We start from the raw sequence: 22,709 nt of genomic DNA on the forward strand, positions 1-22,709 counted from the left end.
AACCCTAGCAGAATCTCTCCAGCATGAGTTTTAATCATGCCAGTGATCGTTTTTATCCCTTTGTGTAAACACCTCGGAGCGCCGAGAATCAGCCGTTCCCACATCTTCTGACGAAACGAGCGTGATGACCATGCAGCATCCAGCAAGGACCGAACTCTGGGCTATCCTGCGGCTGGCGGGGCCGCTGATCGCCTCGCAGTTGGCGCACATGCTGATGGTCCTCACCGACACCCTGATGATGGCCAAGCTCAGTCCGGAAGCATTGGCCGGTGGCGGCCTGGGCGCGGCGACCTACTCGTTCGTGTCGATTTTCTGCATCGGTGTGATCGCCGCGGTCGGCACCCTGGTGGCGATCCGTCAGGGTGCCGGCGACATCGAGGGCGCTGCACGGCTGACCCAGGCCGGACTCTGGCTGGCGTGGTTGATGGCACTGGTGGCAGGCTTGCTGCTGTGGAACCTCAAGCCGGTGTTGCTGCTGTTCGGGCAGACGGAAAGCAACGTACACATGGCCGGGCAGTTCCTGCTGCTCCTGCCGTTCGCCCTGCCCGGCTACCTGAGCTTCATGGCACTGCGCGGGTTCACCAGCGCCATCGGCCGGGCCACGCCAGTGATGGTCATCAGCGTGGTCGGCACCGTGGCCAACTTCCTGCTCAACTACGCGCTGATCACCGGTATGTTCGGCCTGCCGAAAATGGGCCTGGTGGGCATCGGGCTGGTCACGGCCATTGTCGCCAACTGCATGGCGCTGGGCCTGGCCTGGCATATCCGCCGGCACCCGGCGTATGACGCCTATCCACTCCGCAACGGCCTGTCACGCCCCAATCGCCGGTATCTGCGAGAGCTCTGGCGGCTGGGCCTGCCTATCGGCGGCACCTACGCGGTAGAAGTCGGGTTGTTTGCGTTCGCCGCGTTGTGCATGGGCACCATGGGCAGCACGCAATTGGGCGCGCATCAGATCGCCCTGCAAATCGTCTCGGTGGCGTTCATGGTGCCGGCCGGGATGTCTTATGCAATCACGATGCGCATCGGCCAACACTACGGCGCCGGGCAATTGCTCGACGCACGCCTGGCCGGGCGGGTCGGGATCGGATTTGGTGCGTTGGCGATGCTCGGCTTTGCCATGGTGTTCTGGCTGCTGCCCAACCAGTTGGTCGGGCTGTTCCTGGACCATGACGACCCGGCGTTCGCCGAGGTGATTGCCCTCGCGGTGAGCCTGTTGGCCGTCGCGGCCTGGTTCGAGCTGTTCGATGGTGTACAGACCATCGCCATGGGTTGCATACGCGGCCTGAAAGACGCCAAGACCACCTTCCTGGTGGGGCTGGGTTGCTACTGGCTGATCGGCGCACCCGCAGCCTGGTGGATGGCCTTCCACCTCGACTGGGGGCCGACGGGCGTCTGGTGGGGGCTTGCCTCGGGGCTGGCGTGTGCGGCGGTGAGCCTGACGCTGGCGTTTGAGTGGAAAATGAAGCGGATGATTCGCCTGGAGCCAACGCCAGAGCAGCATTTGCGGAACGCCCAGACAGACTGAGGTCTCAGTGGGAGCGAGCAGGCGGAACGCTGCCCGGCTCTCTCCCACATTGGCTTGCGGTCAGCTCACGACGTCCATTCTCGCCTGCTGGCTGCAGCCGAAGGTCAGGTACTCCACCAACTCTGCCAACGGCAGCGGCTTGCTGATCAGGTAGCCCTGCACCTGGTCGCAACCAAACCCCTGCAACAGCTCCAGCTGCTCCGGGGTTTCAACGCCCTCGGCAACCACTTCCAGATGGAGGTTGTGCGCCAGGTTGATCATGGCGTGGACCAGCTTGCGATTCTCCTCGCGCTGTTCCATGCCACCGACAAAGCTCTTGTCGATCTTCAGCAAGGTAATCGGCAGGCTGTTGAGGTGCACGAACGATGAGAACCCGGTGCCGAAGTCATCCAGGGAAAAGCGCACACCCAGCCGCCCCAGCGCGTCCATGGTCTGCTTGACCAGGTCACTGCGGCGCATCACCGCGGTTTCGGTCAGCTCGAACTCCAGCCACTGCGCGTCGACGCCGCGCTCGGCGATCAGCCGGCTCAAGGTCGGCAGCAGCTGGCTGTCCTGGAACTGGCGAAACGACAGGTTCACCGCCATATGCAACGCCGGCAAGCCGAGTTCACGCAGCGCTTGCATGTCACGCAGGGCCCGGGAAATGACCCAGTACCCCAGTGGCACGATCAAGCCGCTCTGCTCGGCCAGCGGCACGAACTCACTCGGTGGCAACAAGCCGCGCTCGGTGTGTCGCCAGCGCACCAGGGCTTCGAGGCCGACGATCTGCCCGTCATCCAGGTTCAATCGCGGCTGGTAATGCAGTTCCAGTTCATCGCGACGCAAGGCGCGGCGCAGTTCACTTTCCAGGTCAGCCATGCTGCGGGCGTTACGGTTGATGCGTTCGTTGAAAATATGAAAGGTGCAGCCCTGGGTACTCTTGGCCTGCTGCATCGCAATGTGTGCATGCCACATCAGTGGGTCGGCACCCGCCTGGGCCCGGGCATGGGCAATCCCCAGGCTGGAGCCGATCAACAGGCTTTCACCGTCCACCCAGTAGGGCTCGGACAACGCTTCGGTAATGCGCTCGGCCATCCATTCGGCGCGTTGTGGCGCGCGACGGGTGTCGATCAGCAAGGCAAATTCATCGCTGCCCAGGCGTGCCAGTTGATCGCCGGCCTCAAGCTGGCTCTTGAGCCGCGAGACCACCTGCAGGATCAATCGGTCGCCGGCCTGATGGCCAAGGGCATCGTTGGCATGACGAAAGTTATCGAGGTCCAGGTGCCCCAACGCCAGGCCGCGGCCTTCGTTTTCCGCCAGGCGTGCCGCCAGCAGGGTCTGGAACCCCTGGCGGTTGGCAATACCGGTCAGCGGGTCCTGCTCGGCTAGCCGCTGCAGGGTGTTTTCCAGCACCCCGCGCTCACGTACGTGGCGCAAGCAGCGCCGCAAGGTATCGGCATCCAGGACATCGCGCACCAGCCAGTCACTGACACCGACCGGTGGCAGGGAAGGTTCATGCTCGAGCAACAATACCGTCGGCAGGCTGCACCGGCCCGGCTCCGGTTGCAGGGATGGAACCGTCAGCAGCACCGCACTGTGGCTTTCGGTGAATAGGCTATTCACCGACTCCCAGGTCGGTGCACTGATCAGCACAGCCGAGCTCCCCATGGGAACCAGACACTCGCGCAACAACGCTGCCCACGCTGGCTCGGGTGCCAGTAGCAGCAAACGCAAGGGTTCGACAGGCGTAGACAAGCTAGCTCCCTAGACTCTGCAAAATATGTTGGCGGCGGGCATTATGACGCGCAGATAATCAGGAGCAAATGGTATTGATTATCAAACACTATGTTGTACCGCTCTAAATCGAACATTAGACGCAAATTCAGCACGCATCCTGCGCGAAAGTAACAAAACCGGCAAATTTAGATCGCGTGGTACGTCACAAGTCGGAGAGAGGCGGCAGAATCCGTGCATCCTGTTAAAATGCCCGCCCTTTTCGTAACCGACCCTTTTTTCCGTCATGTCCCGACTCAATCCCCGGCAGCAAGAAGCCGTGAGCTACGTCGGCGGCCCTCTTTTGGTGCTCGCCGGTGCAGGCTCCGGCAAGACCAGCGTGATCACCCGCAAAATTGCCCACCTGATCCAGAGCTGCGGCATTCGTGCCCAGTACATCGTCGCCATGACCTTTACCAACAAGGCCGCGCGCGAGATGAAGGAGCGGGTTGGCACATTGCTCAAGGGTGGCGAAGGGCGCGGCCTGACGGTCTGCACCTTCCACAACCTGGGGCTGAACATCATCCGCAAGGAGCATGTGCGCCTGGGCTACAAGCCCGGTTTCTCGATTTTCGACGAGACCGACGTCAAAGCCCTGATGACCGACATCATGCAGAAGGAATATTCGGGCGACGACGGCGTCGACGAGATCAAGAACATGATCGGCGCCTGGAAGAACGACCTGATCCTGCCGCCCGAAGCATTGGAAAACGCCCGCAATCCCAAGGAACAAACCGCCGCCATCGTCTACACCCACTACCAGCGCACGCTCAAGGCGTTCAACGCAGTGGACTTCGACGACCTGATCCTGCTGCCGGTCAAGCTGTTCCAGGAACACGCCGACATCCTCGAAAAGTGGCAGAACAAAGTCCGCTACCTGCTGGTGGACGAATACCAGGACACCAACGCCAGCCAGTATTTGCTGGTGAAACTGCTGATCGGCATACGCAACCAGTTCACCGTGGTCGGTGACGACGACCAGTCGATCTACGCCTGGCGTGGCGCCCGCCCGGAAAACCTGATGTTGCTCAAGGACGACTACCCGTCCTTGAAGGTGGTGATGCTGGAGCAAAACTACCGCTCCACCAGCCGTATCCTGCGCTGCGCCAACGTGCTGATCTCGAACAACCCCCACGAGTTTGAAAAACAACTGTGGAGCGAGATGGGCCATGGTGACGAAATCCGCGTCATCCGCTGCCGCAACGAAGACGCCGAAGCCGAGCGCGTGGCCGTGGAAATCCTCAGCCTGCACCTGCGCACCGACCGCCCATACAGCGATTTCGCGATCCTCTACCGCGGCAACTACCAGGCCAAGCTGATCGAGCTGAAGCTGCAACACCACCAGGTGCCCTATCGCCTGTCGGGCGGCAACAGCTTCTTCGGACGCCAGGAAGTCAAAGACCTGATGGCCTACTTCCGCCTGATCGTGAACCCGGATGACGACAACGCCTTCCTGCGGGTGATCAACGTCCCGCGCCGGGAAATCGGTTCGACCACCCTGGAAAAACTCGGCAACTACGCCACCGAACGCAAGATCTCGATGTACGCCGCCACCGACGAAATCGGCCTGGGCGAACACCTGGACAACCGCTTCACCGACCGCCTGGCGCGCTTCAAGCGCTTCATGGACAAGGTGCGCGAGCAGTGCGCCGGTGAAGACCCGATCTCGGCCCTGCGCAGCATGGTCATGGACATCGACTATGAAAACTGGCTGCGCACCAACAGCTCCAGCGACAAGGCTGCCGACTACCGCATGGGTAACGTCTGGTTCCTGATCGAGGCGTTGAAAAACACCCTTGAGAAAGACGAAGAGGGTGAAATGACCGTCGAAGACGCAATCGGCAAACTGGTGCTGCGCGACATGCTCGAGCGGCAGCAGGAAGAGGAAGACGGTGCCGAGGGCGTGCAGATGATGACCCTGCATGCCTCCAAGGGCCTGGAGTTCCCCTACGTGTTCATCATGGGCATGGAAGAGGAAATCCTTCCCCACCGCTCCAGCATCGAAGCCGACACCATCGAAGAAGAACGCCGCCTGGCCTATGTCGGGATCACCCGCGCGCGCCAGACCCTGGCCTTTACCTTTGCCGCCAAGCGCAAGCAGTACGGCGAGATCATCGACTGCTCCCCGAGCCGTTTTCTCGATGAGCTGCCGCCGGACGACCTGGCCTGGGAAGGCAACGACGACACCCCGACCGAAGTGAAAGCCGTGCGTGGCAATAGCGCATTGGCGGATATACGCGCGATGTTAAAGCGCTAGAATTGACTACTTTTTAACCGAACTCTTTTTAATTGAGCTTAGGCGCATGTAGCGCCATCAGAGGAAGCTTCATGGAAGCACTGCACAAGAAAATTCGCGAAGAAGGCATCGTGCTTTCCGACCAGGTCCTGAAAGTCGACGCCTTTCTGAACCACCAGATCGACCCGGCCCTGATGAAGCTGATCGGCGACGAATTCGCCGCGCTGTTCAAGGACTCGGGCATCACCAAGATCGTCACCATCGAAGCCTCGGGTATTGCCCCGGCGATCATGACCGGCCTGAACCTGGGCGTTCCGGTGATCTTCGCCCGCAAGCACCAGTCCCTGACCCTGACTGAAAACCTGCTGTCGGCGACCGTGTACTCGTTCACCAAGCAGACCGAAAGCACCGTGGCGATCTCCCCGCGCCACCTGACCAGCAGCGACCGCGTGCTGATCATCGACGACTTCCTGGCCAACGGTAAGGCCTCGCAAGCGCTGATCTCGATCATCAAGCAGGCCGGCGCCACCGTGGCAGGCCTGGGGATCGTGATCGAGAAGTCGTTCCAGGGTGGCCGCGCCGAACTGGACTCGCAAGGCTACCGCGTCGAATCCCTGGCCCGGGTCAAATCCCTGGCGGGCGGCGTCGTGACCTTTATCGAATAAGGGCAGCTTCAAGCCTTGAGCTGCAAGCCCACTCCCACAGGCATACCACTCTGTCTGTGGGAGCGGGCTTGCTCGCGAAAGCGGCTTGTCAGTCGCATCGATACTGGATGTACCGCCGTATTCGCGAGCAAGCCCGCTCCCACATTAGTTAATCTCGACTAGCTGTTATTGCACGGTGGCCTTCAGCCCCGCCAGCAGCAATCGCTGATACAAGTCCTCCTTCAGCCCTTCTGGATTGGCCAGCTGCATCCGCGCGAGATGAGCCGGGTAATGCGACGGCTCCGGTGCGTCCAGCGCAGCCTTGCCCAACTCGAGTATCTCGGTCAGCTTGAACTTGCTCTTGAGCCAGTTCAGCGCCCGCAATAAATCCCGCTCCTCGCTCGAGAAATCACTGCCCAGCGGATACTCCGGAAACAGCTGCGGGTGTCGCGCCGCAATCGCCTGCAGGCGCTGCGGGGTGTTGTCGGTAAAGCGCGGTTCTAGGCTGAATTCCTTTGGCAGCTTGCCGACCTTCTGTGCCTGCTCGATCAGGCCCGGCTGGAAGCGCGAGTCGCTGATACTCAACAGCGCCTCGATCACCTTGGCATCGGTTTTACCCCGCAGGTCGGCGATGCCGTACTCGGTGATCACGATATCGCGCAAATGCCGCGGGATGGTGCAGTGCCCGTATTCCCAGACAATATTGGAGCTGACCTCGCCCCCCGACTCGCGCCAGCTGCGCAGGATCAGAATCGAGCGCGCACCTTCCAGCGCATGGCCCTGGGCAACAAAGTTGTACTGCCCGCCCACGCCACTCAGCACCCGCCCATCCTCCAGCTGATCGGCCACTCCAGCCCCCATCAGCGTCACCGTGAAGGCGCTGTTGATGAAGCGCGCATCCACACGTTGCAAGCGCTTGAGCGCCTCGTGACCATACAGCTCGTTGATGTAACTGATGGCGGTCATGTTGAACTCGGCGAGTTTGCCGTGGGGCAAATCACGCAACCGCTGATAGAAACTGCGCGGCCCGAGGAAGAACCCGCCGTGCACCGAGACGCCGCCTTGCTGTGACGATTCGTCGAGGGTGCCGGCGTTGGCTTGCAGTTGCAGGGCAACGTTCGGATAAACCTTACGGCGTACGATCCCGGCGTCGGACAACGCCAACAGGCCGTTGACGAACATCTCGCTGCAACCATAAAGCCCCTTGGCAAACGGCTCCACACCGCCTTCACGGCTGATCAGCGGCGCCCAGTAGTGGACATCGAGGTCCGTCAGCAGCGCGCGATAACCGTCGTTATCGGCCTGGCGCGCCAACAACGCAGCCGTCAGCGCATCCCCCATGGAGCCGATGCCGATCTGCAGGGTGCCGCCGTCGCGCACCAGGGTGCTGGCGTGCAGGCCAATGCAGTGATCCTGCAAGCCCACCGGCATGTTCGGCGTGGAGAACAGCGTGCTGCCCTCCTCTTCGTCGAGCAGCAGGTCAAACGCCTCGCGCCCCAATTCCGAGTCGCCGGGCATGTACGGCAGGTCGCTGTGCACCTGGCCCACCAGCAAGATGGTTTCTCCTGCGGCCCGGCGCCTGGCGATCATCGGCAGCAGGTCGAGGGTGATGTCCGGGTTGCAGCTCAGGCTCAGGCGAGCCGGCTGCCGCGGATCATGCGCCACCAGTTGCGCCACCAGGTTCAACCCTGCCGCATTGATGTCGCGGGCGGCATGGCTGTAGTTGCTGCTGACATAGTCCTGCTGCGCCGGCGCACTGTGCAACAGGCTGCCGGGCTGCATGAAAAACTGTTCGATGTGAATGTTGGAGGGCAGCGTGTCGCGATGCAGGTCGGCGAGGTAATCCAGCTCGGGGTAATCGCCAAACACGCGTTCAACGAAAGGTGCCAGGAAACGCCGCTGCAACCCGTCGCCCAATGACGGGCGCCCCAGGCTCAATGCCGTATAGACCGTCAGCTGCCGTTCGGGCAGTTGGGCAATGCGTTGATAAAGCGCATTGACGAAGCGGTTGGGCTTGCCCAGCCCCAGGGGCAGGCCAAGGTGAATGTGCGCTGGCAACCGCGCGAGCACATCATCGACTGCCTGTTCGATTGAAACGGACTGCACCATCAGAGCCTCCCGACCTATCCATGAGTTGAGGTCGTTCGAGCTTGCCGGGTCTGGCCGGTGATGACCAGCCTCCAGATCAGATCGCAGGCACAAAAAAGCCGCTCGAAAGCGGCTTTTTCGCTGAAGATGGGGCTTACTTCAAGCCGGACATCTTCTGGATAGCGCCTTTCAGATCAGCGTCGGAGCAATCTGCGCAGGTGCCTTTAGGGGGCATTGCGTTGATGCCGGTGATCGCCTTGGCCAGGATGCCGTCAAGGCCGCCCTGGTGATCGGCACGCTCTTTCCAGGCAGCGGTATCACCGACTTTCGGTGCGCCCAGCAAGCCCGAACCATGGCAAGCATTGCAATGCTTGGCAATGATCTCGTCCGGTGTTTTCGCTCCACCGCCGCCTGCCGAAGCAGCGACTTCCATCCCTTTGCACTCTTTACCTTGCACACAGACCTGGCCGACTGGTTCAAGGCGTTTAGCAATATCGTCGGTAGTCGCAGCTTGAGCGCTGACTGCCCAAAGGGCCAATACGGTTGCTGGTGCGGCCAGCATTTTCATAATTAGGTTCACGCGTACACCCTCAATGGTGGCTAGTCACGCCCACGGCCACGGTTTCGCAGGCGGGCGCAAGTATAACGGTTAGCCCGCCACACTGAAACAACCCTAAAGTCCAAGGGGTATTAAGTAATGACGAAAAACGGCTCGGGCGGCTCGCAAAACCTCGGCGGACGCCTCTTTTCTTAAAAGTTCGCGGGTGTGGCTGCGCTGATTAGTCGCGCCGGCGCATCAAACGGATTGCGGAACCGGTGTGGCTTGGTGCTTTCAAAATAGTAGCTGTCGCCAGCTTCCAGCACAAAAGTCTCCAGACCGACCACCAGCTCCAGCCGTCCTTCGAGCAGGATTCCGGTTTCTTCGCCCTCATGGGTAAGCATCTCTTCCCCAGTGTCGGCACCGGGTGGATAGATCTCGTTGAGGAAGGCGATAGCGCGACTCGGATGAGCCTTGCCGACCAGTTTCATGGTCACGGCGCCATCGGAGATGTCGATCAGCTCGTTGGCCTTGTAGACAATCTGAGTCGGCTTTTCCTGAAGAATCTCTTCGGAAAAGAACTCGACCATGGACATGGGAATACCGCCAAGCACCTTCCTCAGCGAACTGATGGAGGGACTGACGCTGTTTTTCTCGATCATCGAAATGGTGCTGTTGGTGACACCCGCACGCTTGGCGAGCTCACGTTGGGAAAGACCTTTCAGTTTACGGATCGATTGCAGTCGTTCACCGACGTCCAATGCATTAGCCTCCCAGGATTCAGATTGTGTGGATAGTGAACGTTATCATGGCGACAGCGTTCAGTATTTACAACACTTGAGCCTGAGTCCTGTTTGGCAAAGCGACTTCCGGTCAACCCCGCACCCCGTCAGTCCCCGCTATAGAGCCGTGGCACGCGACGCAGATTGCAGAATATCTGGTAGGGAATAGTGTCAGCGGCCATCGCCACATCACTGGCCAGGATGTTTTTACCCCACAATTCGACCGTCGAACCGAGGCCCGCCTGGGGCACATCGGTCAAATCGATGCACAGCATGTCCATCGACACCCGCCCCAGCAGCTGACTGCGCTGCCCGGCCACCAACACGGGTGTACCGGTAGGCGCCTGGCGCGGATAACCGTCGGCATACCCCATCGCGACCACGCCGATGCGCATCGGCTTCTGGGTGATGAACCGGGCGCCATAACCCACGGGCTCGCCAGCGGGCAGTTCGCGTACGCTGATGACTTTCGATTCGAGGGTCATCACGGGCTGCAAACGCGCGGCAACCGGATTGGCCTCCTCGAAGGGTGTCGCGCCATAGAGCATGATGCCCGGTCGCACCCAATCGCTCGGCACCTGAGGCCAGCCGAGCACGGCGGGCGAATTGCGCAAGCTGACCTGCGCCGACAACCCCTGGCGCGCGGCTTCGAACACCGCGACCTGCTCTGCGGCACTGCTGCTGTCGAGCTCATCCGCGCGAGCGAAGTGACTCATCAGCACAATCTTCGACACCTTGCCGCTGGCCAGCAGGCGCTGATACGCCGCTTGATAATCCGCCGGATGCAGGCCGACCCGGTGCATGCCCGAGTCCAGCTTGAGCCAGACCGTGATCGGCTGGCGCAGGGCGGCTTTCTCGATCGCCTCGAGTTGCCAGAGCGAATGCACCACGCACCAGAAATCATGCTCGACGATCAACGACAGCTCATTGGCTTCGAAAAAGCCTTCGAGCAGCAACACCGGCGCGCGAATGCCGGCTGCACGCAGCTCCAGGGCTTCTTCGATACAGGCAACGGCAAAACCGTCCGCCTCGGCCTCCAGGGCCTGGGCACAGCGCACCGCACCGTGGCCGTAGGCGTCGGCCTTGATCACCGCGAGGGCACGAGCCCCCGTGAGCTCACGGGCCAGTTGATAGTTATGACGCAGGGCTTGTAGATCGATCAGGGCACGGGCAGGACGCATGGCGGCAGACTTCTAGGCGGTCTCGAGAGGAAAAAAACCGGCGCTGACTGGCGGCGTGAACCACCAATAGCACCGGGAGAGGGATCGTTCAAGGCAGAGCGGCCACGACCGACAGCTCGACCAAGATTTCCGGTTCGCACAGTTTGGCTTCAACCGTTGCCCGTGCCGGCGCAACGTTCTTCGGCAGCCAGGTGTCCCAGACACTGTTCATGCCCTGGAAATCGGCATCAATGTCTTTCAGGTAAATCGTCACCGACAGCAACCGGGTCTTGTCGGTCCCCGCCAGGTCCAGCAAACGCTCGATGTTGGCGAGGGTTTCGCGAGTCTGCTGTTCAATCCCGGCGCTCATATCGTCGCCGACCTGCCCTGCCAGATACACGGTGCCGCTGTGAACCACGATCTGGCTCAAACGCTCATTGGTGAGCTGGCGCTGGATTGCCATGTTTTGCGGACTCCTGGGGGGTGTTGCCATAACGGGAAATATCGAGGCCTTCAGCGCTGATCTGCGGCGTTTTCTTCGCCATCAGGTCAGCCAGCAAGCGGCCGGAGCCACACGCCATGGTCCAGCCGAGCGTGCCGTGACCCGTGTTCAGGAACAGGTTCTTGAACGGGGTAGCACCGACAATCGGCGTGCCGTCCGGCGTGGTCGGACGCAAACCGGTCCAGAAACTGGCCTGGGCCAGATCGCCGCCCTGAGGATAAAGATCGTTGACGATCATCTCCAGCGTTTCGCGTCGACGCGGGTTCAGCGACAGGTCAAAACCGGCTATTTCAGCCATGCCGCCCACACGAATACGGTTGTCGAAACGGGTGATCGCGACCTTGTAGGTCTCGTCGAGGATGGTCGAAGTCGGAGCCATCGCCGGGTTGGTGATCGGCACGGTCAGCGAATAACCCTTGAGCGGATAAACCGGGGCCTTGATGCCCAGCGGCTTGAGCAGCTGCGGCGAGTAACTGCCGAGCGCCAGGACGTAACGGTCCGCGGTTTCCAGCTTGCCGTCGATCATCACGCCATTGATCCGGTCGCCGGCGTAGTCGAGGCGTTGAATGTCCTGGCCGAAACGGAACTCCACACCCAGTTGCATGGCCATTTCAGCCAGGCGCGTGGTGAAGATCTGGCAGTCGCCGGTCTGGTCGTTCGGCAGACGCAGTGCGCCGGCGAGAATATCGGTCACGTTGGCCAGGGCCGGTTCGACGCGGGCAATGCCGGCGCGGTCGAGCAGCTCGAAGGGAACGCCGGACTCCTTGAGCACAGCGATGTCCTTGGCGGCGCCATCGAGTTGTGCCTGGGTGCGGAACAGTTGGGTCGTGCCCAGGCTGCGGCCTTCATAGGCAATGCCGGTTTCCGCGCGCAATTCGTCGAGGCAGTCACGGCTGTACTCGGACAGGCGGACCATGCGTTCCTTGTTCACGGCGTAACGGCTGGCGGTGCAGTTGCGCAGCATCTGCGCCATCCAGAGGTATTGGCCGATATCGGCGGTGGCCTTGATCGCCAGCGGCGCGTGGCGCTGCAACAGCCATTTGATGGCCTTGAGCGGCACACCCGGCGCAGCCCATGGCGATGCGTAGCCCGGCGAGACCTGCCCGGCGTTGGCGAAACTGGTTTCCATGGCAGCGGCCGGTTGACGGTCCACAACCGTCACTTCAAAGCCGGCCCGAGCCAGATAGTAGGCACTGGCGGTACCGATAACGCCGCTACCCAAGACCAGAACGCGCATTTTTTATCCCTCATCGCGGCTTATCGCCGACGTTTGTTGTGTGCAAGCAATGATGAGCGCAGTTTAAAAAACATTCGCCAGTGCTTTTCACTATATAAGTGCCTATATTTGGCGACAATTCTCGGCAAAATAGCTTTTGACGGAGGCGCATCCCCTATGCGGACCAACACTCAGACCAAACGTGAGCTGGACAAGATCGACCGGAACATCCTGCGCATCCTGCAAGCCGATGGGCGAATCTCGTTCACGGAACTCGGGGAAAAGGTCGGACTGTCGACCACGCCCTGCACGGAGCGGGTGCGCCGCCTGGAGCGCGAAGGGATCATCATGGGCTACAACGCCCGGCTCAACCCGCAGCACCTTAAGGGTAGCCTGCTGGTGTTCGTCGAAATCAGCCTCGACTACAAGTCCGGCGATACCTTTGAAGAGTTCCGACGCGCGGTGCTGAAACTGCCCCATGTGCTGGAATGCCACCTGGTCTCAGGGGATTTCGACTACCTGGTGAAGGCGCGGATTTCCGAAATGGCGTCGTACCGCAAACTGCTGGGCGACATCCTGCTCAAGCTGCCTCACGTGCGCGAGTCGAAGAGCTATATCGTGATGGAAGAAGTGAAAGAGAGCCTGAGCTTGCCGATTCCGGATTGAGCCCGGATCGTCACACCAACACCTGACGGGTGCTGGCCATGTACGCGTGAATCTGTTTCTCGACCCGTGGATGAATCAACTCCACGGGGCCGCGCCCATTGGGGCATGGCAAGGTGGGCGTGGTGCCGAACAGGCGACAGATCAGTGGCCGCTCTTCGTACACGGTGCAGCCGTCGGGCCCCAGGTGCACGCAGTTCAATTCGTCCATCGCCGCATCCTGCTCGGCGCGGGTCTTGCGCGGCAGGCGGGACATTTCTTCCGGCGAAGTCGTCACCGGCCCACAGCAGTCGTGGCAACCGGGGACGCACTCGAACGAAGGGATCTGCTGCCGGAGTGTGCGAACGGTCTGGCGGTTGCAGCTCATCGACATGAATACCGGAGAAAGTGAATGGGGCGCAATTTTGCCCTAAAAGCCTGACGCCAGACAGCACTGGCCGACCAGTGTTGCCCGCGCCGAAAGGTCCGGCTTATGCTCCGTAAAATTTACTCAACACCGAAAACTCAGGATCACCCCCATGCACGCCCGTGTTCAGCAACCTGTTCCGAGCAACCACACCGCCTCCTATTACGCCGCCAGCAGCCTGCCGCAGCCTGATCACCCAGTGCTCCAGGGCCAATTGCTGGCTGACGTGTGCGTGGTAGGCGGCGGTTTTTCCGGCCTGAACACCGCCATCGAACTGGCCGAGCGCGGCCTCAGCGTGGTGTTGCTCGAAGCCCACAAGATCGGCTGGGGGGCCAGCGGACGCAACGGCGGGCAACTGATTCGCGGCGTCGGCCATGGCCTGGACCAGTTCACTGACGTGATCGGCGCAGACGGCGTTCGCCAGATGAAACTCATGGGCCTGGAAGCGGTGGAGATCGTCCGTCGGCGGGTCGAACAGTTTCAGATTGCCTGCGACCTGACCTGGGGTTACTGCGACCTGGCCAATAAACCGCGAGACCTTGAAGGTTTTGCCGAGGACGCGGCCGAACTGCGTAGCCTCGGCTATCGCCATGAGACCCGACTGCTGCAAGCCCATGAAATGCACAGCGTGGTCGGCTCCGACCGCTATGTCGGCGGCTTGATCGACATGGGCTCCGGACATCTGCACCCGCTGAACCTGGCCCTGGGTGAAGCGGCAGCGGCGCAGCAACTGGGGGTGAAACTGTTCGAACACTCGGCCGTGACCCGCATCGACTATGGCAATGAGGTCAGGGTCCACACGGCACAAGGGTCGGTGCGCGCCAAGACGCTGGTGCTGGGCTGCAACGCCTACCTCAATGATCTGAACCCGGAACTCAGCGGCAAAGTGCTGCCTGCCGGTAGCTACATCATTGCCACCGAACCCTTGAGCGAAGCCCAGGCACACGCCCTGCTGCCACAGAATATGGCGGTCTGCGACCAGCGCGTGGCGTTGGACTATTACCGACTCTCGGCCGATCGACGCTTGCTGTTTGGCGGGGCCTGCCACTATTCAGGCCGCGATCCTTCGGACATCGGCGCTTATATGCGGCCGAAGATGCTTGAGGTGTTCCCGCAACTGGGTGGGGTAAGGATCGACTATCAGTGGGGCGGGATGATCGGCATCGGTGCCAACCGCCTGCCGCAGATCGGCCGGCTCAAAGACCAGCCGAATGTGTATTACGCCCAGGCGTACTCCGGCCATGGCGTCAACGCCACCCACCTGGCCGGCAAGCTGCTGGCCGAAGCCATCAGTGGCCAGCAGGGCGGAGGGTTCGACCTGTTCGCCAAGGTGCCACATATCACCTTCCCCGGCGGCAAACACTTGCGCTCGCCGCTGTTGGCCCTGGGGATGTTGTGGCACCGGCTTAAAGAGCTGGTCTGATGCTGATTTGATCGTTCCCACGCACCACACACGACAACACTTACAACCGCCAGAACGGCTTCAACCCCTCCGCCCGCGCCTGTTCACGGCTCAAGCCCACATCGCGCAACTGCTGCGCCGAAAGTTCCAGCAACACCTTGCGCGTGTGCAGACGATGCCAGAACAGACCCCAGCGCCCCAGGCAGGACGGCGCATTGCGGGCGCGGGCCTCACGCATGCCCTGCGCCTGACCTGCTGCCAGTTCCTGACTGTGTAACGTCAGCCGCACATCGCTCAAGCCGTTCATTTTCAATGCTCCTGTTTACTTGGGTAGCCAGAGATTCCATGATGCGTGGGCAGGCAAAACCATTACAGATTCAATGAATATGTATTACCTCCATACAGATTTTCTGTTTTGGCGACTGAATCCTGTATTTTTGCCCCATCTGTACTGATCCCCGTATCTCTTCACCGAGGCTGCACCATGACGCTTTACGTCAACCTCGCCGAATTGCTCGGCACACGCATCGAACAGGGCTTTTATCGCCCCGGTGACCGACTGCCGTCGGTACGGGCATTGAGTGTTGAGCACGGGGTCAGCCTGAGTACGGTGCAGCAGGCTTACCGGGTGCTGGAAGACAGCGGGCTGGCGCGACCGAAACCGAAATCCGGCTACTTCGTCCCGGTTGGGCGCGAGCTGCCGGAGCTGCCCGTGGTTGGTCGCCCGGCCCAACGCCCGGTCGATATTTCCCAGTGGGACCTGGTGCTGGAACTGATCCGCGCCGTGCCACGCAAGGACGTCGTGCAACTGGGCCGTGGCATGCCGGACATCACCACGCCGACCATCAAGCCCCTGCTGCGCAGCCTGGCCCGGATCAGCCGGCGGCAAGACATGCCTGGCCTGTACTACGACAACATCTATGGCACGCTGGAACTGCGTGAGCAGATCGCACGCCTGATGCTCGACTCCGGCAGCCAATTGAGCGCCAGCGACCTGGTGGTCACCACCGGCTGCCACGAAGCGCTCTCCACCAGCATTCGCGCAATCTGCGAACCGGGGGACATCGTCGCCGTGGACTCGCCAAGCTTTCACGGGGCCATGCAGACACTCAAGGGACTGGGCATGAAAGCCCTGGAGATTCCCACCGACCCGCTTACCGGGATCAGTCTCGATGCGCTGGAACTGGCCCTGGAGCAATGGCCGATCAAGGCCATACAGTTGACCCCCAACTGCAACAACCCCTTGGGCTACATCATGCCGGAGTCGCGAAAACGCGCGTTGTTGACGCTCGCACAGCGGTTTGACGTGGCCATCATCGAAGACGATGTGTATGGCGAGCTGGCCTACACCTACCCGCGACCACGCACTATCAAGTCGCTCGACGAAGACGGTCGCGTCCTGCTCTGCAGTTCGTTCTCCAAGACCCTGGCGCCTGGGCTGCGCATCGGCTGGGTTGCACCGGGCCGGTATCTGGAACGGGTGCTGCACATGAAATACATCAGCACCGGCTCGACCGCGGCACAACCCCAAATCGCCATTGCGGAGTTCTTGAAAGGCGGCCACTTCGAGCCTCATTTGCGGCGGATGCGCACCCAATACCAACGCAATCGCGACCTGATGCTTGATTGGGTCAGCCGCTACTTCCCGTCCGGCACCCGCGCCAGCCGTCCGCAAGGCAGCTTCATGCTGTGGGTCGAACTGCCGGAAGGCTTCGATACCCTGAAGCTCAATCGCGCACTCCTCGACCAAGGCGTACAGATTGCCGTGGGCAGTATCTTTTCCGCCTCGGGCAAGTACCGCAATTGCCTGCGCATGAACTACTCAGCCAAGCCTACGCCGCAGATTGAAGAGGCGGTGCGCAAGGTCGGCGCTGCAGCAATCAAGTTGCTGGCCGAGAGCCCTGGCGCAGACACCTGAGTAGCGCCCAAGCCGTGCCATACTCCGAGCCCGGCCCTCTTGCAGGAACAACCGACTTGCGCCCCAGCCCCGTCCTGCTCCTTGTGTTGCTCGTCACGCTGATCAGCGGCTGCGCCTCGCTCGACGTGGCACGTGAGCCGAGCCAGGCATTGCCGGCGAGCGAGTCCTCGTTTGGCCGCTCGATCCAGGTCCAGGCGGCCGCGTATCAAGGGCGTTCCGGTTTCCGCCTGCTGTCGGACAGCGGCGAAGCCTTCAGCGCTCGCGCCGAACTGATCCGCCAAGCCCAGCGCAGCCTCGACCTGCAGTACTACATCGTCCACGACGGCATCAGCACACGGTTGCTGGTGAACGAACTGCTCAAGGCGGCCGACCGAGGCGTACGCATTCGCATTCTGCTCGACGACACCACCAGCGACGGCCTGGACCAGACCATCGCCACACTGGCCGCTCACCCGCAAATACAGATTCGCCTGTTCAATCCGTTGCATTTGGGCCGCAGCACCGGGGTGACGCGAACCATGGGCCGGCTGTTCAACCTGTCGCTGCAACACCGACGCATGCACAACAAGCTGTGGCTGGCGGACAACAGCGCCGCCATCGTCGGCGGCCGCAACCTGGGGGACGAGTACTTCGATGCCAAGCCCAACCTGAATTTCACCGACATCGACCTGCTGGGCATCGGACCGGTCGCCGAACAACTCGGGCACAGCTTCGACCAGTACTGGAACAGCGCCCTGAGCAAACCCATCGACGGGTTTGTCGCCAGCAAGCCCACCGCCAAGGACCTGGCCGACACCCGCGCAAGACTGCTGGCATCCCTGGACGAAAGCCGCCGACAGAACCACGCGCTGTACCAGCAGCTGAAGACCTACCAGACCGACCCGCGCCTGGACGCCTGGCGAACCGAGTTGACCTGGGCCTGGAACCAGGCGTTATGGGATGCGCCGAGCAAGGTACTGGCCAAGGGCGAACCGGACCCGCAACTGTTGCTGACCACCCAGCTGGCGCCCGAACTGCAGGGGGTCAGCAAAGAGCTGGTGATGATCTCGGCCTATTTCGTTCCTGGCCCTCCCGGTCTGGTCTACCTGACAGGCCGCGCCGATGCCGGGGTATCGGTGAGCTTGTTGACCAACTCGCTGGAGGCGACCGATGTGCCAGCGGTCCACGGCGGCTACGCGCCCTACCGCAAGGCGTTGCTGGAGCACGACGTGCAGCTGTTCGAACTGCGCCGACAACCCGGCGAGGGTGACGGTAGTGGTCCGACGCTGTTTCACAGCACCTCCTACCTTGGCTCCGATTCCAGCCTGCACAGCAAGGCAATCATCTTTGACCGGCAAAAATCGTTCATTGGCTCATTCAACTTCGACCCGCGCTCAGTGCTCTGGAATACCGAAGTCGGCGTGCTGGTGGACAGCCCGGAACTCGCCGAGCGTGTGCACGAACTGGCCTTGCAGGGGATGGCGCCGGCCCTGAGTTATCAGGCCCGGCTGGAGAACGGCCAGGTGGTATGGGTGACCGAAGACAATGGTCAGCTGCACACCCTGACCCGCGAGCCGGGGAACTGGTGGCGGCGTTTCAATGCCTGGTTCAGCAACACCGTTGGCCTGGAGCGTATGCTCTAGACCGGCTCGACCACCTCACCAAAAGCCCCCTGGCGCAGCAACAGGACAATCAACCCGAACGCCCCCGCCGCCATCAGCCACGGCAAGGCGTGCCCACTGATCCATTGGCTGCCGGCGCCCGCCGCGAGCGGACCGATCAGGCAGCCAACCCCCCACAGTTGCGCGATATGGGCGTTGGCTCGCACCAATGCATCATCGCGATAACGTTCGCCGATCAGAATCAGCGACAGGGTGAACAAGCCACCGGCACTGGCCCCGAACAGCACCCACAGCGGCCAGATCAGCAAGGTGTCGATCAACAGCGGTATCGCCAGGCTCGACAGCAGCAGAATCACCGCGCAGCCGGCAAACAACGTGCGCCGGGATACCCGATCCGCCAACGCGCCGATGGGTAGCTGCAGCAAGGCATCGCCGACCACCACGGTGCTGACCATCGCCAGGGCGATTTCAGCGGTGAATCCCTGTCGCAGGCAGTACACCGGCAACAAGGTCAGAATCATCGCCTCGAAGGCCGCGAACAACGACACCGCCCAGGCAATCGCTGGCAAGCCACGGCAGAAAACCAGCAAGTCGCTGAACGTGACACTGCAGGCTTCGCTGCTGGGCGCCCCGCTACGCCCCAGCAGCAACAGCGGCGACACCACCAGCAACGCAACGCCGACCCAGAACCCGAAATCGTTCTCCGTGCCCAGCATGCCCAGCAAGACTGGCCCGGACAGTTGGCTCAAGGCATAACTGCTGCCGTACAGCGCCACCAATCGACCACGCCACTGCTCCACCACCAACTGGTTAATCCAGCTCTCGCCGAGGATGAATACGATGGTCAGGATGACCCCGATCATCAGCCGCAACACCAGCCAGACCGGGTAACTGGGCATCAACGCCAACAGGCCGATAGACACCGCGCCGGCCCACAGGCACAGACGCATCAGATTCGCCGTCCCCAGGCGCGCCGCCAGGTGACTGGACACCTTGGCACCCAGCAGCACGCCAATCGCCGGCATCGCCGCCATCACACCGATGGCAAATGAGCCGTAGCCCCAGCTTTCAAGGCGTAACGACACCAGCGGCATGCTGACACCCAGGGCCAGGCCGACACTCAGGACAGACGCCAACACGGCGAAATAAGTCGCCCAACGCATTTTCCACGCTCCTGTGGATTGTCATTTTTCAGACTGAATACAAAGCAATGTGGGAGCGGGCTTGCTCGCGAAGAGGTCATCACATCCAACATCAATGTTGGCTGTCACACCGCCTACGCGAGCAAGCCCGCTCCCACAGGGATCTGTGTTGCATTGAGCCCCGGCGAACCGGGGCCCGTCATCACTTACAGCTTGATCCAGGTCGCCTTCAGCTCAGTGTACTTGTCGAACGCGTGCAGCGACTTGTCACGGCCGTTGCCCGACTGCTTGAAGCCACCAAAGGGAGCGGTCATGTCGCCACCATCGTACTGGTTGATCCACACGCTACCGGCACGCAGCGCCTTGGCCGTCAGGTGCGCCTTGGAAATGTCCTGGGTCCACACTGCGGCAGCCAGGCCATAAGGCGTATCGTTGGCGATCTGAACCGCTTCTTCGGCGCTGTCGAAGGTAATCACCGACAACACCGGGCCGAAGATTTCTTCCTGAGCGATCTTCATCGCATTGCTCACACCGTCGAAAATCGTTGGCTCTACATAAGTGCCACCGGTCTCCTGAAGGATGCGCTTGCCACCGGCAACCAGCTTGGCACCGTCGGCATGGCCCGCTTCGATATAGGACAGCACAGTATTCATTTGCTGGGTGTCGACCAGCGCACCGACGTTGGTGACCGGATCCAGCGGGTTGCCCGGCTTCCAGGCTTTCAGGGCCTCGATTACCAGCGGCAGGAAGCGGTCCTTGATCGAGCGCTCGACCAGGAGACGGGAGCCGGCCGTGCAGACCTCGCCCTGGTTGAATGCAATGGCACTGGCAGCGGATTCAGCCGCCGCTTGCAGGTCCGGTGCATCGGCGAACACGATGTTCGGGCTCTTGCCGCCGGCTTCGAGCCAGACGCGCTTCATGTTCGACTCGCCGGAGTAGATCATCAACTGCTTGGCGATCTTGGTCGAGCCCGTGAACACCAGGGTGTCGACGTCCATGTGCAAGGCCAACGCCTTGCCTACCGTGTGACCATACCCCGGCAGCACGTTCAGCACGCCTTTCGGGATACCGGCCTCAACGGCCAACGCAGCGATACGGATGGCGGTCAGCGGAGATTTCTCTGACGGCTTGAGGATCACCGAGTTACCGGTGGAGAGCGCCGGACCCAGTTTCCAGCAGGCCATCATCAGCGGGAAGTTCCACGGCACGATTGCGCTGACCACGCCCACCGGCTCACGGGTCACCAGGCCCAGTTGGTCGTGAGGGGTCGCCGCCACTTCGTCGTAGATCTTGTCGATGGCTTCGCCGCTCCAGCTCAGCGCTTGAGCCGCGCCGGGAACGTCGATGTACAGGGAGTCGCTGATCGGCTTGCCCATGTCCAGGGTTTCAAGCAGCGCCAGCTCTTCGGCATGCTGCTTGAGCAGGCCGGCGAAACGGATCATGGTGGATTTGCGCTTGGCCGGGGCCAGGCGCGACCAGGCACCCGAATTGAAGGTGGCGCGGGCGTTTTCCACGGCGCGCTGGGCGTCGGCGGCGTCACAGCTGGCGATCTTGCCCAGCAGGCGGCCATCGACCGGGCTGATGCACTCGAAGGTCTCGCCGGAGACCGCGTGGGTGTATTCGCCATTGATATAGGCGCGGCCTTCGATGTTCAGGTCGCGGGCACGTTGTTCCCAGTCGGCACGAGTCAGGGTGGTCATACGAGTGTCCTCCTCTTATTGAATACGAGCGCCACGCGGGCTACGCAGGCACTGTCAGGAATTGGGCCCGGCCAGCCGTCAAATCGGCCCTGGGCACCCACCACCCTAAACCAGCCACACCTCTAGTTTCAATATATTTGACACAAGGCCGGCAAACGGCCTTGCGATGTTCATTTTAATAAACATAGACTCGGGGCTTTTCAACCACTCGCGCCGCAATCACGGGGGATTACAATAATGAGCATCCAGGACATCGTCGACTTCAACCAGGCCACCACCGCCGCCGAACGTTATCGCCCGGAGGCCGCCAAAGTGCTCAAGGGCGACCCGGAGCAAACCGTCTACAACCACTACAACAGCCCCTGCGGCCAGCTTAACGCCGGTGTCTGGGAAGGCGAAGTCGGACAGTGGACCGTGAACTTCACTGAACACGAATACTGCGAAATCGTGCAGGGCGTTTCGGTACTGCGCGACAGCGACGGCAACGCCAAGACCCTGCGCACTGGCGATCGCTTCGTCATTCCAGCCGGATTCAAAGGCACCTGGGAGGTGCTGGAGACGTGTCGCAAGATCTACGTGGCGTTCGAACAAAAGGCCTGAGGCCTTTTCAAGCCACAACAAAAAAGGCCCGTATCTCGCGATACGGGCCTTTTTCTCAAGAGGGAAAAATCAATTACTTGATTTTGCCTTCTTTGTAGATCACGTGCTTACGAACAACCGGATCAAATTTCTTGATCTCGATTTTGTCCGGAGTAGTACGCTTGTTCTTGTCGGTAGTGTAGAAGTGACCAGTACCGGCGCTCGAAATCAAACGAATCAATTCACGCATGATTAGCTCCCTTAAACCTTGCCATCGCGGCGAAGTTCGGCCAGCACGACAGTGATGCCACGCTTGTCGATGATACGCATGCCTTTAGCAGATACGCGCAGACGCACAAAACGTTTCTCTTCTTCAACCCAGAAGCGGTGATGCTGCAGGTTCGGCAGGAAACGACGACGGGTTTTGTTGTTTGCGTGGGAAATGTTATTCCCAGTCACCGGACCCTTACCGGTAACTTGACAGACTCTAGACATGCCTCAGCCCTCTAAAACCACATGCCCAACCCGGCATGGGTTGGCCGCTTAATCTCTCAGTCATTTGGCGCCAGGCGCCGCGTTTCTTTAAGGGTCTTACCGGCTACACCTACAGTGAAGGAACCGGGCCCCTAGAAAAGAGCGCTGCTTTATACCAGAAAGACCCGGTAGCAACAACTATCGGTGTGAAGAGACTTTTCAAAAACCCCGAATTCCGGGCGCCAGATGCCTTGGACAAAGGCTATCAATGCCAGCGACCGCTCGTCGCAGAGCGTCGACTTGCGTGCCAACACAGACACCAGGCCCCGGTCACTTTACCCGGATTCGTCCTCCAAGGAACGCCGCCCAAGGCAAATT

The 22,709-nt window shown here is 61.1% G+C and carries 21 protein-coding genes; 8 read left to right on the top strand and 13 right to left on the bottom strand.

The genetic code is table 11. From position 1 onward, the window contains the following. Nucleotides 1-130: 130 nt before the first annotated feature. Nucleotides 131-1,528, top strand: a complete 1,398-nt coding sequence (locus CKW25_RS20390; protein WP_095082003.1) for a NorM family multidrug efflux MATE transporter — start codon at nt 131-133, stop codon at nt 1,526-1,528. Nucleotides 1,529-1,588: 60 nt separating this feature from the next. Here CKW25_RS20390 and CKW25_RS20395 read toward each other — a convergent pair whose 3' ends face one another. Next, complete coding sequence (locus CKW25_RS20395) at nt 1,589-3,262, bottom strand: bifunctional diguanylate cyclase/phosphodiesterase (RefSeq protein WP_095081954.1); 1,674 nt, start codon at nt 3,260-3,262, stop codon at nt 1,589-1,591. A gap of 265 nt (nt 3,263-3,527) precedes the next feature. Here CKW25_RS20395 and rep point away from each other — a divergent pair, with 265 nt between their 5' ends. Beyond that, nucleotides 3,528-5,537, top strand: coding sequence for a DNA helicase Rep (gene rep, locus CKW25_RS20400; RefSeq protein ID WP_095081956.1), 2,010 nt, complete (start codon nt 3,528-3,530; stop codon nt 5,535-5,537). Nucleotides 5,538-5,608: 71 nt separating this feature from the next. Next, nucleotides 5,609-6,181: a xanthine phosphoribosyltransferase gene (locus tag CKW25_RS20405; protein ID WP_095081958.1), complete on the top strand. Its 573-nt coding sequence runs from the start codon at nt 5,609-5,611 to the stop codon at nt 6,179-6,181. Between the two features lie 165 nt (nt 6,182-6,346). On the opposite strand, the gene CKW25_RS20410 is transcribed toward CKW25_RS20405, so the two are convergent. The 6 genes from CKW25_RS20410 to dadA form a co-directional block, all read right to left on the bottom strand. Continuing rightward, nucleotides 6,347-8,269, bottom strand: a complete 1,923-nt coding sequence (locus tag CKW25_RS20410) for an acetyl-CoA hydrolase/transferase C-terminal domain-containing protein (protein ID WP_095081960.1) — start codon at nt 8,267-8,269, stop codon at nt 6,347-6,349. A gap of 133 nt (nt 8,270-8,402) precedes the next feature. After that, nucleotides 8,403-8,816 (bottom strand): cytochrome c5 family protein, encoded by a 414-nt coding sequence (locus tag CKW25_RS20415; protein ID WP_095081962.1) that lies wholly within the window; start codon nt 8,814-8,816, stop codon nt 8,403-8,405. 182 nt (nt 8,817-8,998) lie between these two features. Continuing rightward, the gene (locus tag CKW25_RS20420; protein ID WP_019694258.1) at nt 8,999-9,547 is read right to left on the bottom strand and encodes a cupin domain-containing protein; all 549 of its coding nucleotides are present in this window, start codon (nt 9,545-9,547) and stop codon (nt 8,999-9,001) included. A gap of 128 nt (nt 9,548-9,675) precedes the next feature. Next, nucleotides 9,676-10,749, bottom strand: coding sequence for an alanine racemase (gene alr / locus CKW25_RS20425; RefSeq protein ID WP_095081964.1), 1,074 nt, complete (start codon nt 10,747-10,749; stop codon nt 9,676-9,678). Nucleotides 10,750-10,837: 88 nt separating this feature from the next. After that, nucleotides 10,838-11,191, bottom strand: a complete 354-nt coding sequence (locus CKW25_RS20430) for a RidA family protein (protein ID WP_095081966.1) — start codon at nt 11,189-11,191, stop codon at nt 10,838-10,840. Further along, nucleotides 11,163-12,467 carry a D-amino acid dehydrogenase gene (dadA, locus tag CKW25_RS20435; protein WP_095081968.1) on the bottom strand — a complete coding sequence of 435 codons (1,305 nt, stop codon included), beginning with the start codon at nt 12,465-12,467 and terminating at the stop codon, nt 11,163-11,165. Before dadA ends, CKW25_RS20430 begins: the two co-directional genes overlap by 29 nt. 156 nt (nt 12,468-12,623) lie before the next feature. Here dadA and CKW25_RS20440 point away from each other — a divergent pair, with 156 nt between their 5' ends. Beyond that, on the top strand, nt 12,624-13,112 hold the full coding sequence (locus CKW25_RS20440; protein WP_003177284.1) for an Lrp/AsnC ligand binding domain-containing protein: 489 nt from the start codon (nt 12,624-12,626) through the stop codon (nt 13,110-13,112). A gap of 10 nt (nt 13,113-13,122) precedes the next feature. On the opposite strand, the gene CKW25_RS20445 is transcribed toward CKW25_RS20440, so the two are convergent. After that, entirely contained in the window at nt 13,123-13,476 is a 354-nt protein-coding gene (locus CKW25_RS20445; RefSeq protein ID WP_095081970.1) for a YkgJ family cysteine cluster protein, read from the bottom strand. Between the two features lie 151 nt (nt 13,477-13,627). Here CKW25_RS20445 and CKW25_RS20450 point away from each other — a divergent pair, with 151 nt between their 5' ends. Further along, nucleotides 13,628-14,938 carry an FAD-binding oxidoreductase gene (locus CKW25_RS20450; RefSeq protein ID WP_095081972.1) on the top strand — a complete coding sequence of 437 codons (1,311 nt, stop codon included), beginning with the start codon at nt 13,628-13,630 and terminating at the stop codon, nt 14,936-14,938. 40 nt (nt 14,939-14,978) lie between these two features. Here CKW25_RS20450 and CKW25_RS20455 read toward each other — a convergent pair whose 3' ends face one another. After that, entirely contained in the window at nt 14,979-15,224 is a 246-nt protein-coding gene (locus tag CKW25_RS20455; RefSeq protein WP_095081974.1) for a DUF1127 domain-containing protein, read from the bottom strand. 177 nt (nt 15,225-15,401) lie between these two features. Here CKW25_RS20455 and CKW25_RS20460 point away from each other — a divergent pair, with 177 nt between their 5' ends. Further along, nucleotides 15,402-16,835 (top strand): PLP-dependent aminotransferase family protein, encoded by a 1,434-nt coding sequence (locus CKW25_RS20460; RefSeq protein ID WP_095081976.1) that lies wholly within the window; start codon nt 15,402-15,404, stop codon nt 16,833-16,835. 56 nt (nt 16,836-16,891) lie between these two features. Beyond that, complete coding sequence (locus CKW25_RS20465) at nt 16,892-18,457, top strand: phospholipase D family protein (protein ID WP_095081978.1); 1,566 nt, start codon at nt 16,892-16,894, stop codon at nt 18,455-18,457. Here the strand turns inward: CKW25_RS20465 and CKW25_RS20470 are convergent. Both CKW25_RS20470 and CKW25_RS20475 read right to left on the bottom strand, forming a co-directional pair. After that, on the bottom strand, nt 18,454-19,599 hold the full coding sequence (locus CKW25_RS20470; protein ID WP_095081980.1) for an MFS transporter: 1,146 nt from the start codon (nt 19,597-19,599) through the stop codon (nt 18,454-18,456). The two genes, CKW25_RS20465 and CKW25_RS20470, sit on opposite strands and share 4 nt — an antisense overlap. Nucleotides 19,600-19,784: 185 nt before the next feature. Beyond that, the gene (locus CKW25_RS20475) at nt 19,785-21,278 is read right to left on the bottom strand and encodes an aldehyde dehydrogenase (protein ID WP_095081982.1); all 1,494 of its coding nucleotides are present in this window, start codon (nt 21,276-21,278) and stop codon (nt 19,785-19,787) included. 237 nt (nt 21,279-21,515) lie between these two features. On the opposite strand from CKW25_RS20475, the gene CKW25_RS20480 reads away from it, so the two are divergent. Continuing rightward, entirely contained in the window at nt 21,516-21,878 is a 363-nt protein-coding gene (locus tag CKW25_RS20480) for a cupin domain-containing protein (protein WP_095081984.1), read from the top strand. Nucleotides 21,879-21,951: 73 nt separating this feature from the next. On the opposite strand, the gene rpmG is transcribed toward CKW25_RS20480, so the two are convergent. Continuing rightward, nucleotides 21,952-22,107, bottom strand: a complete 156-nt coding sequence (rpmG, locus tag CKW25_RS20485) for a 50S ribosomal protein L33 (RefSeq protein WP_007894709.1) — start codon at nt 22,105-22,107, stop codon at nt 21,952-21,954. Nucleotides 22,108-22,118: 11 nt separating this feature from the next. After that, nucleotides 22,119-22,352, bottom strand: coding sequence for a 50S ribosomal protein L28 (gene rpmB, locus CKW25_RS20490; RefSeq protein ID WP_007975166.1), 234 nt, complete (start codon nt 22,350-22,352; stop codon nt 22,119-22,121). Nucleotides 22,353-22,709 lie beyond the last annotated feature (357 nt).

The organism is Pseudomonas sp. Irchel s3h17, from assembly GCF_900187505.1.
GTDB lineage: Bacteria > Pseudomonadota > Gammaproteobacteria > Pseudomonadales > Pseudomonadaceae > Aquipseudomonas.

Excerpts from the sequence above, each read along its gene's own strand:
- CKW25_RS20390 (WP_095082003.1), top strand. The coding sequence starts at position 131 with ATGCAGCATCCAGCAAGGACCGAACTCTGGGCTATCCTGCGGCTGGCG.
- rep (WP_095081956.1), top strand. The coding sequence starts at position 3,528 with ATGTCCCGACTCAATCCCCGGCAGCAAGAAGCCGTGAGCTACGTCGGC.
- CKW25_RS20405 (WP_095081958.1), top strand. The coding sequence starts at position 5,609 with ATGGAAGCACTGCACAAGAAAATTCGCGAAGAAGGCATCGTGCTTTCC.
- CKW25_RS20410 (WP_095081960.1), bottom strand. The coding sequence starts at position 8,269 with ATGGTGCAGTCCGTTTCAATCGAACAGGCAGTCGATGATGTGCTCGCG.
- CKW25_RS20415 (WP_095081962.1), bottom strand. The coding sequence starts at position 8,816 with ATGAAAATGCTGGCCGCACCAGCAACCGTATTGGCCCTTTGGGCAGTC.
- alr (WP_095081964.1), bottom strand. The coding sequence starts at position 10,749 with ATGCGTCCTGCCCGTGCCCTGATCGATCTACAAGCCCTGCGTCATAAC.
- CKW25_RS20430 (WP_095081966.1), bottom strand. The coding sequence starts at position 11,191 with ATGGCAATCCAGCGCCAGCTCACCAATGAGCGTTTGAGCCAGATCGTG.
- dadA (WP_095081968.1), bottom strand. The coding sequence starts at position 12,467 with ATGCGCGTTCTGGTCTTGGGTAGCGGCGTTATCGGTACCGCCAGTGCC.
- CKW25_RS20440 (WP_003177284.1), top strand. The coding sequence starts at position 12,624 with ATGCGGACCAACACTCAGACCAAACGTGAGCTGGACAAGATCGACCGG.
- CKW25_RS20445 (WP_095081970.1), bottom strand. The coding sequence starts at position 13,476 with ATGAGCTGCAACCGCCAGACCGTTCGCACACTCCGGCAGCAGATCCCT.
- CKW25_RS20450 (WP_095081972.1), top strand. The coding sequence starts at position 13,628 with ATGCACGCCCGTGTTCAGCAACCTGTTCCGAGCAACCACACCGCCTCC.
- CKW25_RS20455 (WP_095081974.1), bottom strand. The coding sequence starts at position 15,224 with ATGAACGGCTTGAGCGATGTGCGGCTGACGTTACACAGTCAGGAACTG.
- CKW25_RS20460 (WP_095081976.1), top strand. The coding sequence starts at position 15,402 with ATGACGCTTTACGTCAACCTCGCCGAATTGCTCGGCACACGCATCGAA.
- CKW25_RS20470 (WP_095081980.1), bottom strand. The coding sequence starts at position 19,599 with ATGCGTTGGGCGACTTATTTCGCCGTGTTGGCGTCTGTCCTGAGTGTC.
- CKW25_RS20475 (WP_095081982.1), bottom strand. The coding sequence starts at position 21,278 with ATGACCACCCTGACTCGTGCCGACTGGGAACAACGTGCCCGCGACCTG.
- CKW25_RS20480 (WP_095081984.1), top strand. The coding sequence starts at position 21,516 with ATGAGCATCCAGGACATCGTCGACTTCAACCAGGCCACCACCGCCGCC.
- rpmG (WP_007894709.1), bottom strand. The coding sequence starts at position 22,107 with ATGCGTGAATTGATTCGTTTGATTTCGAGCGCCGGTACTGGTCACTTC.
- rpmB (WP_007975166.1), bottom strand. The coding sequence starts at position 22,352 with ATGTCTAGAGTCTGTCAAGTTACCGGTAAGGGTCCGGTGACTGGGAAT.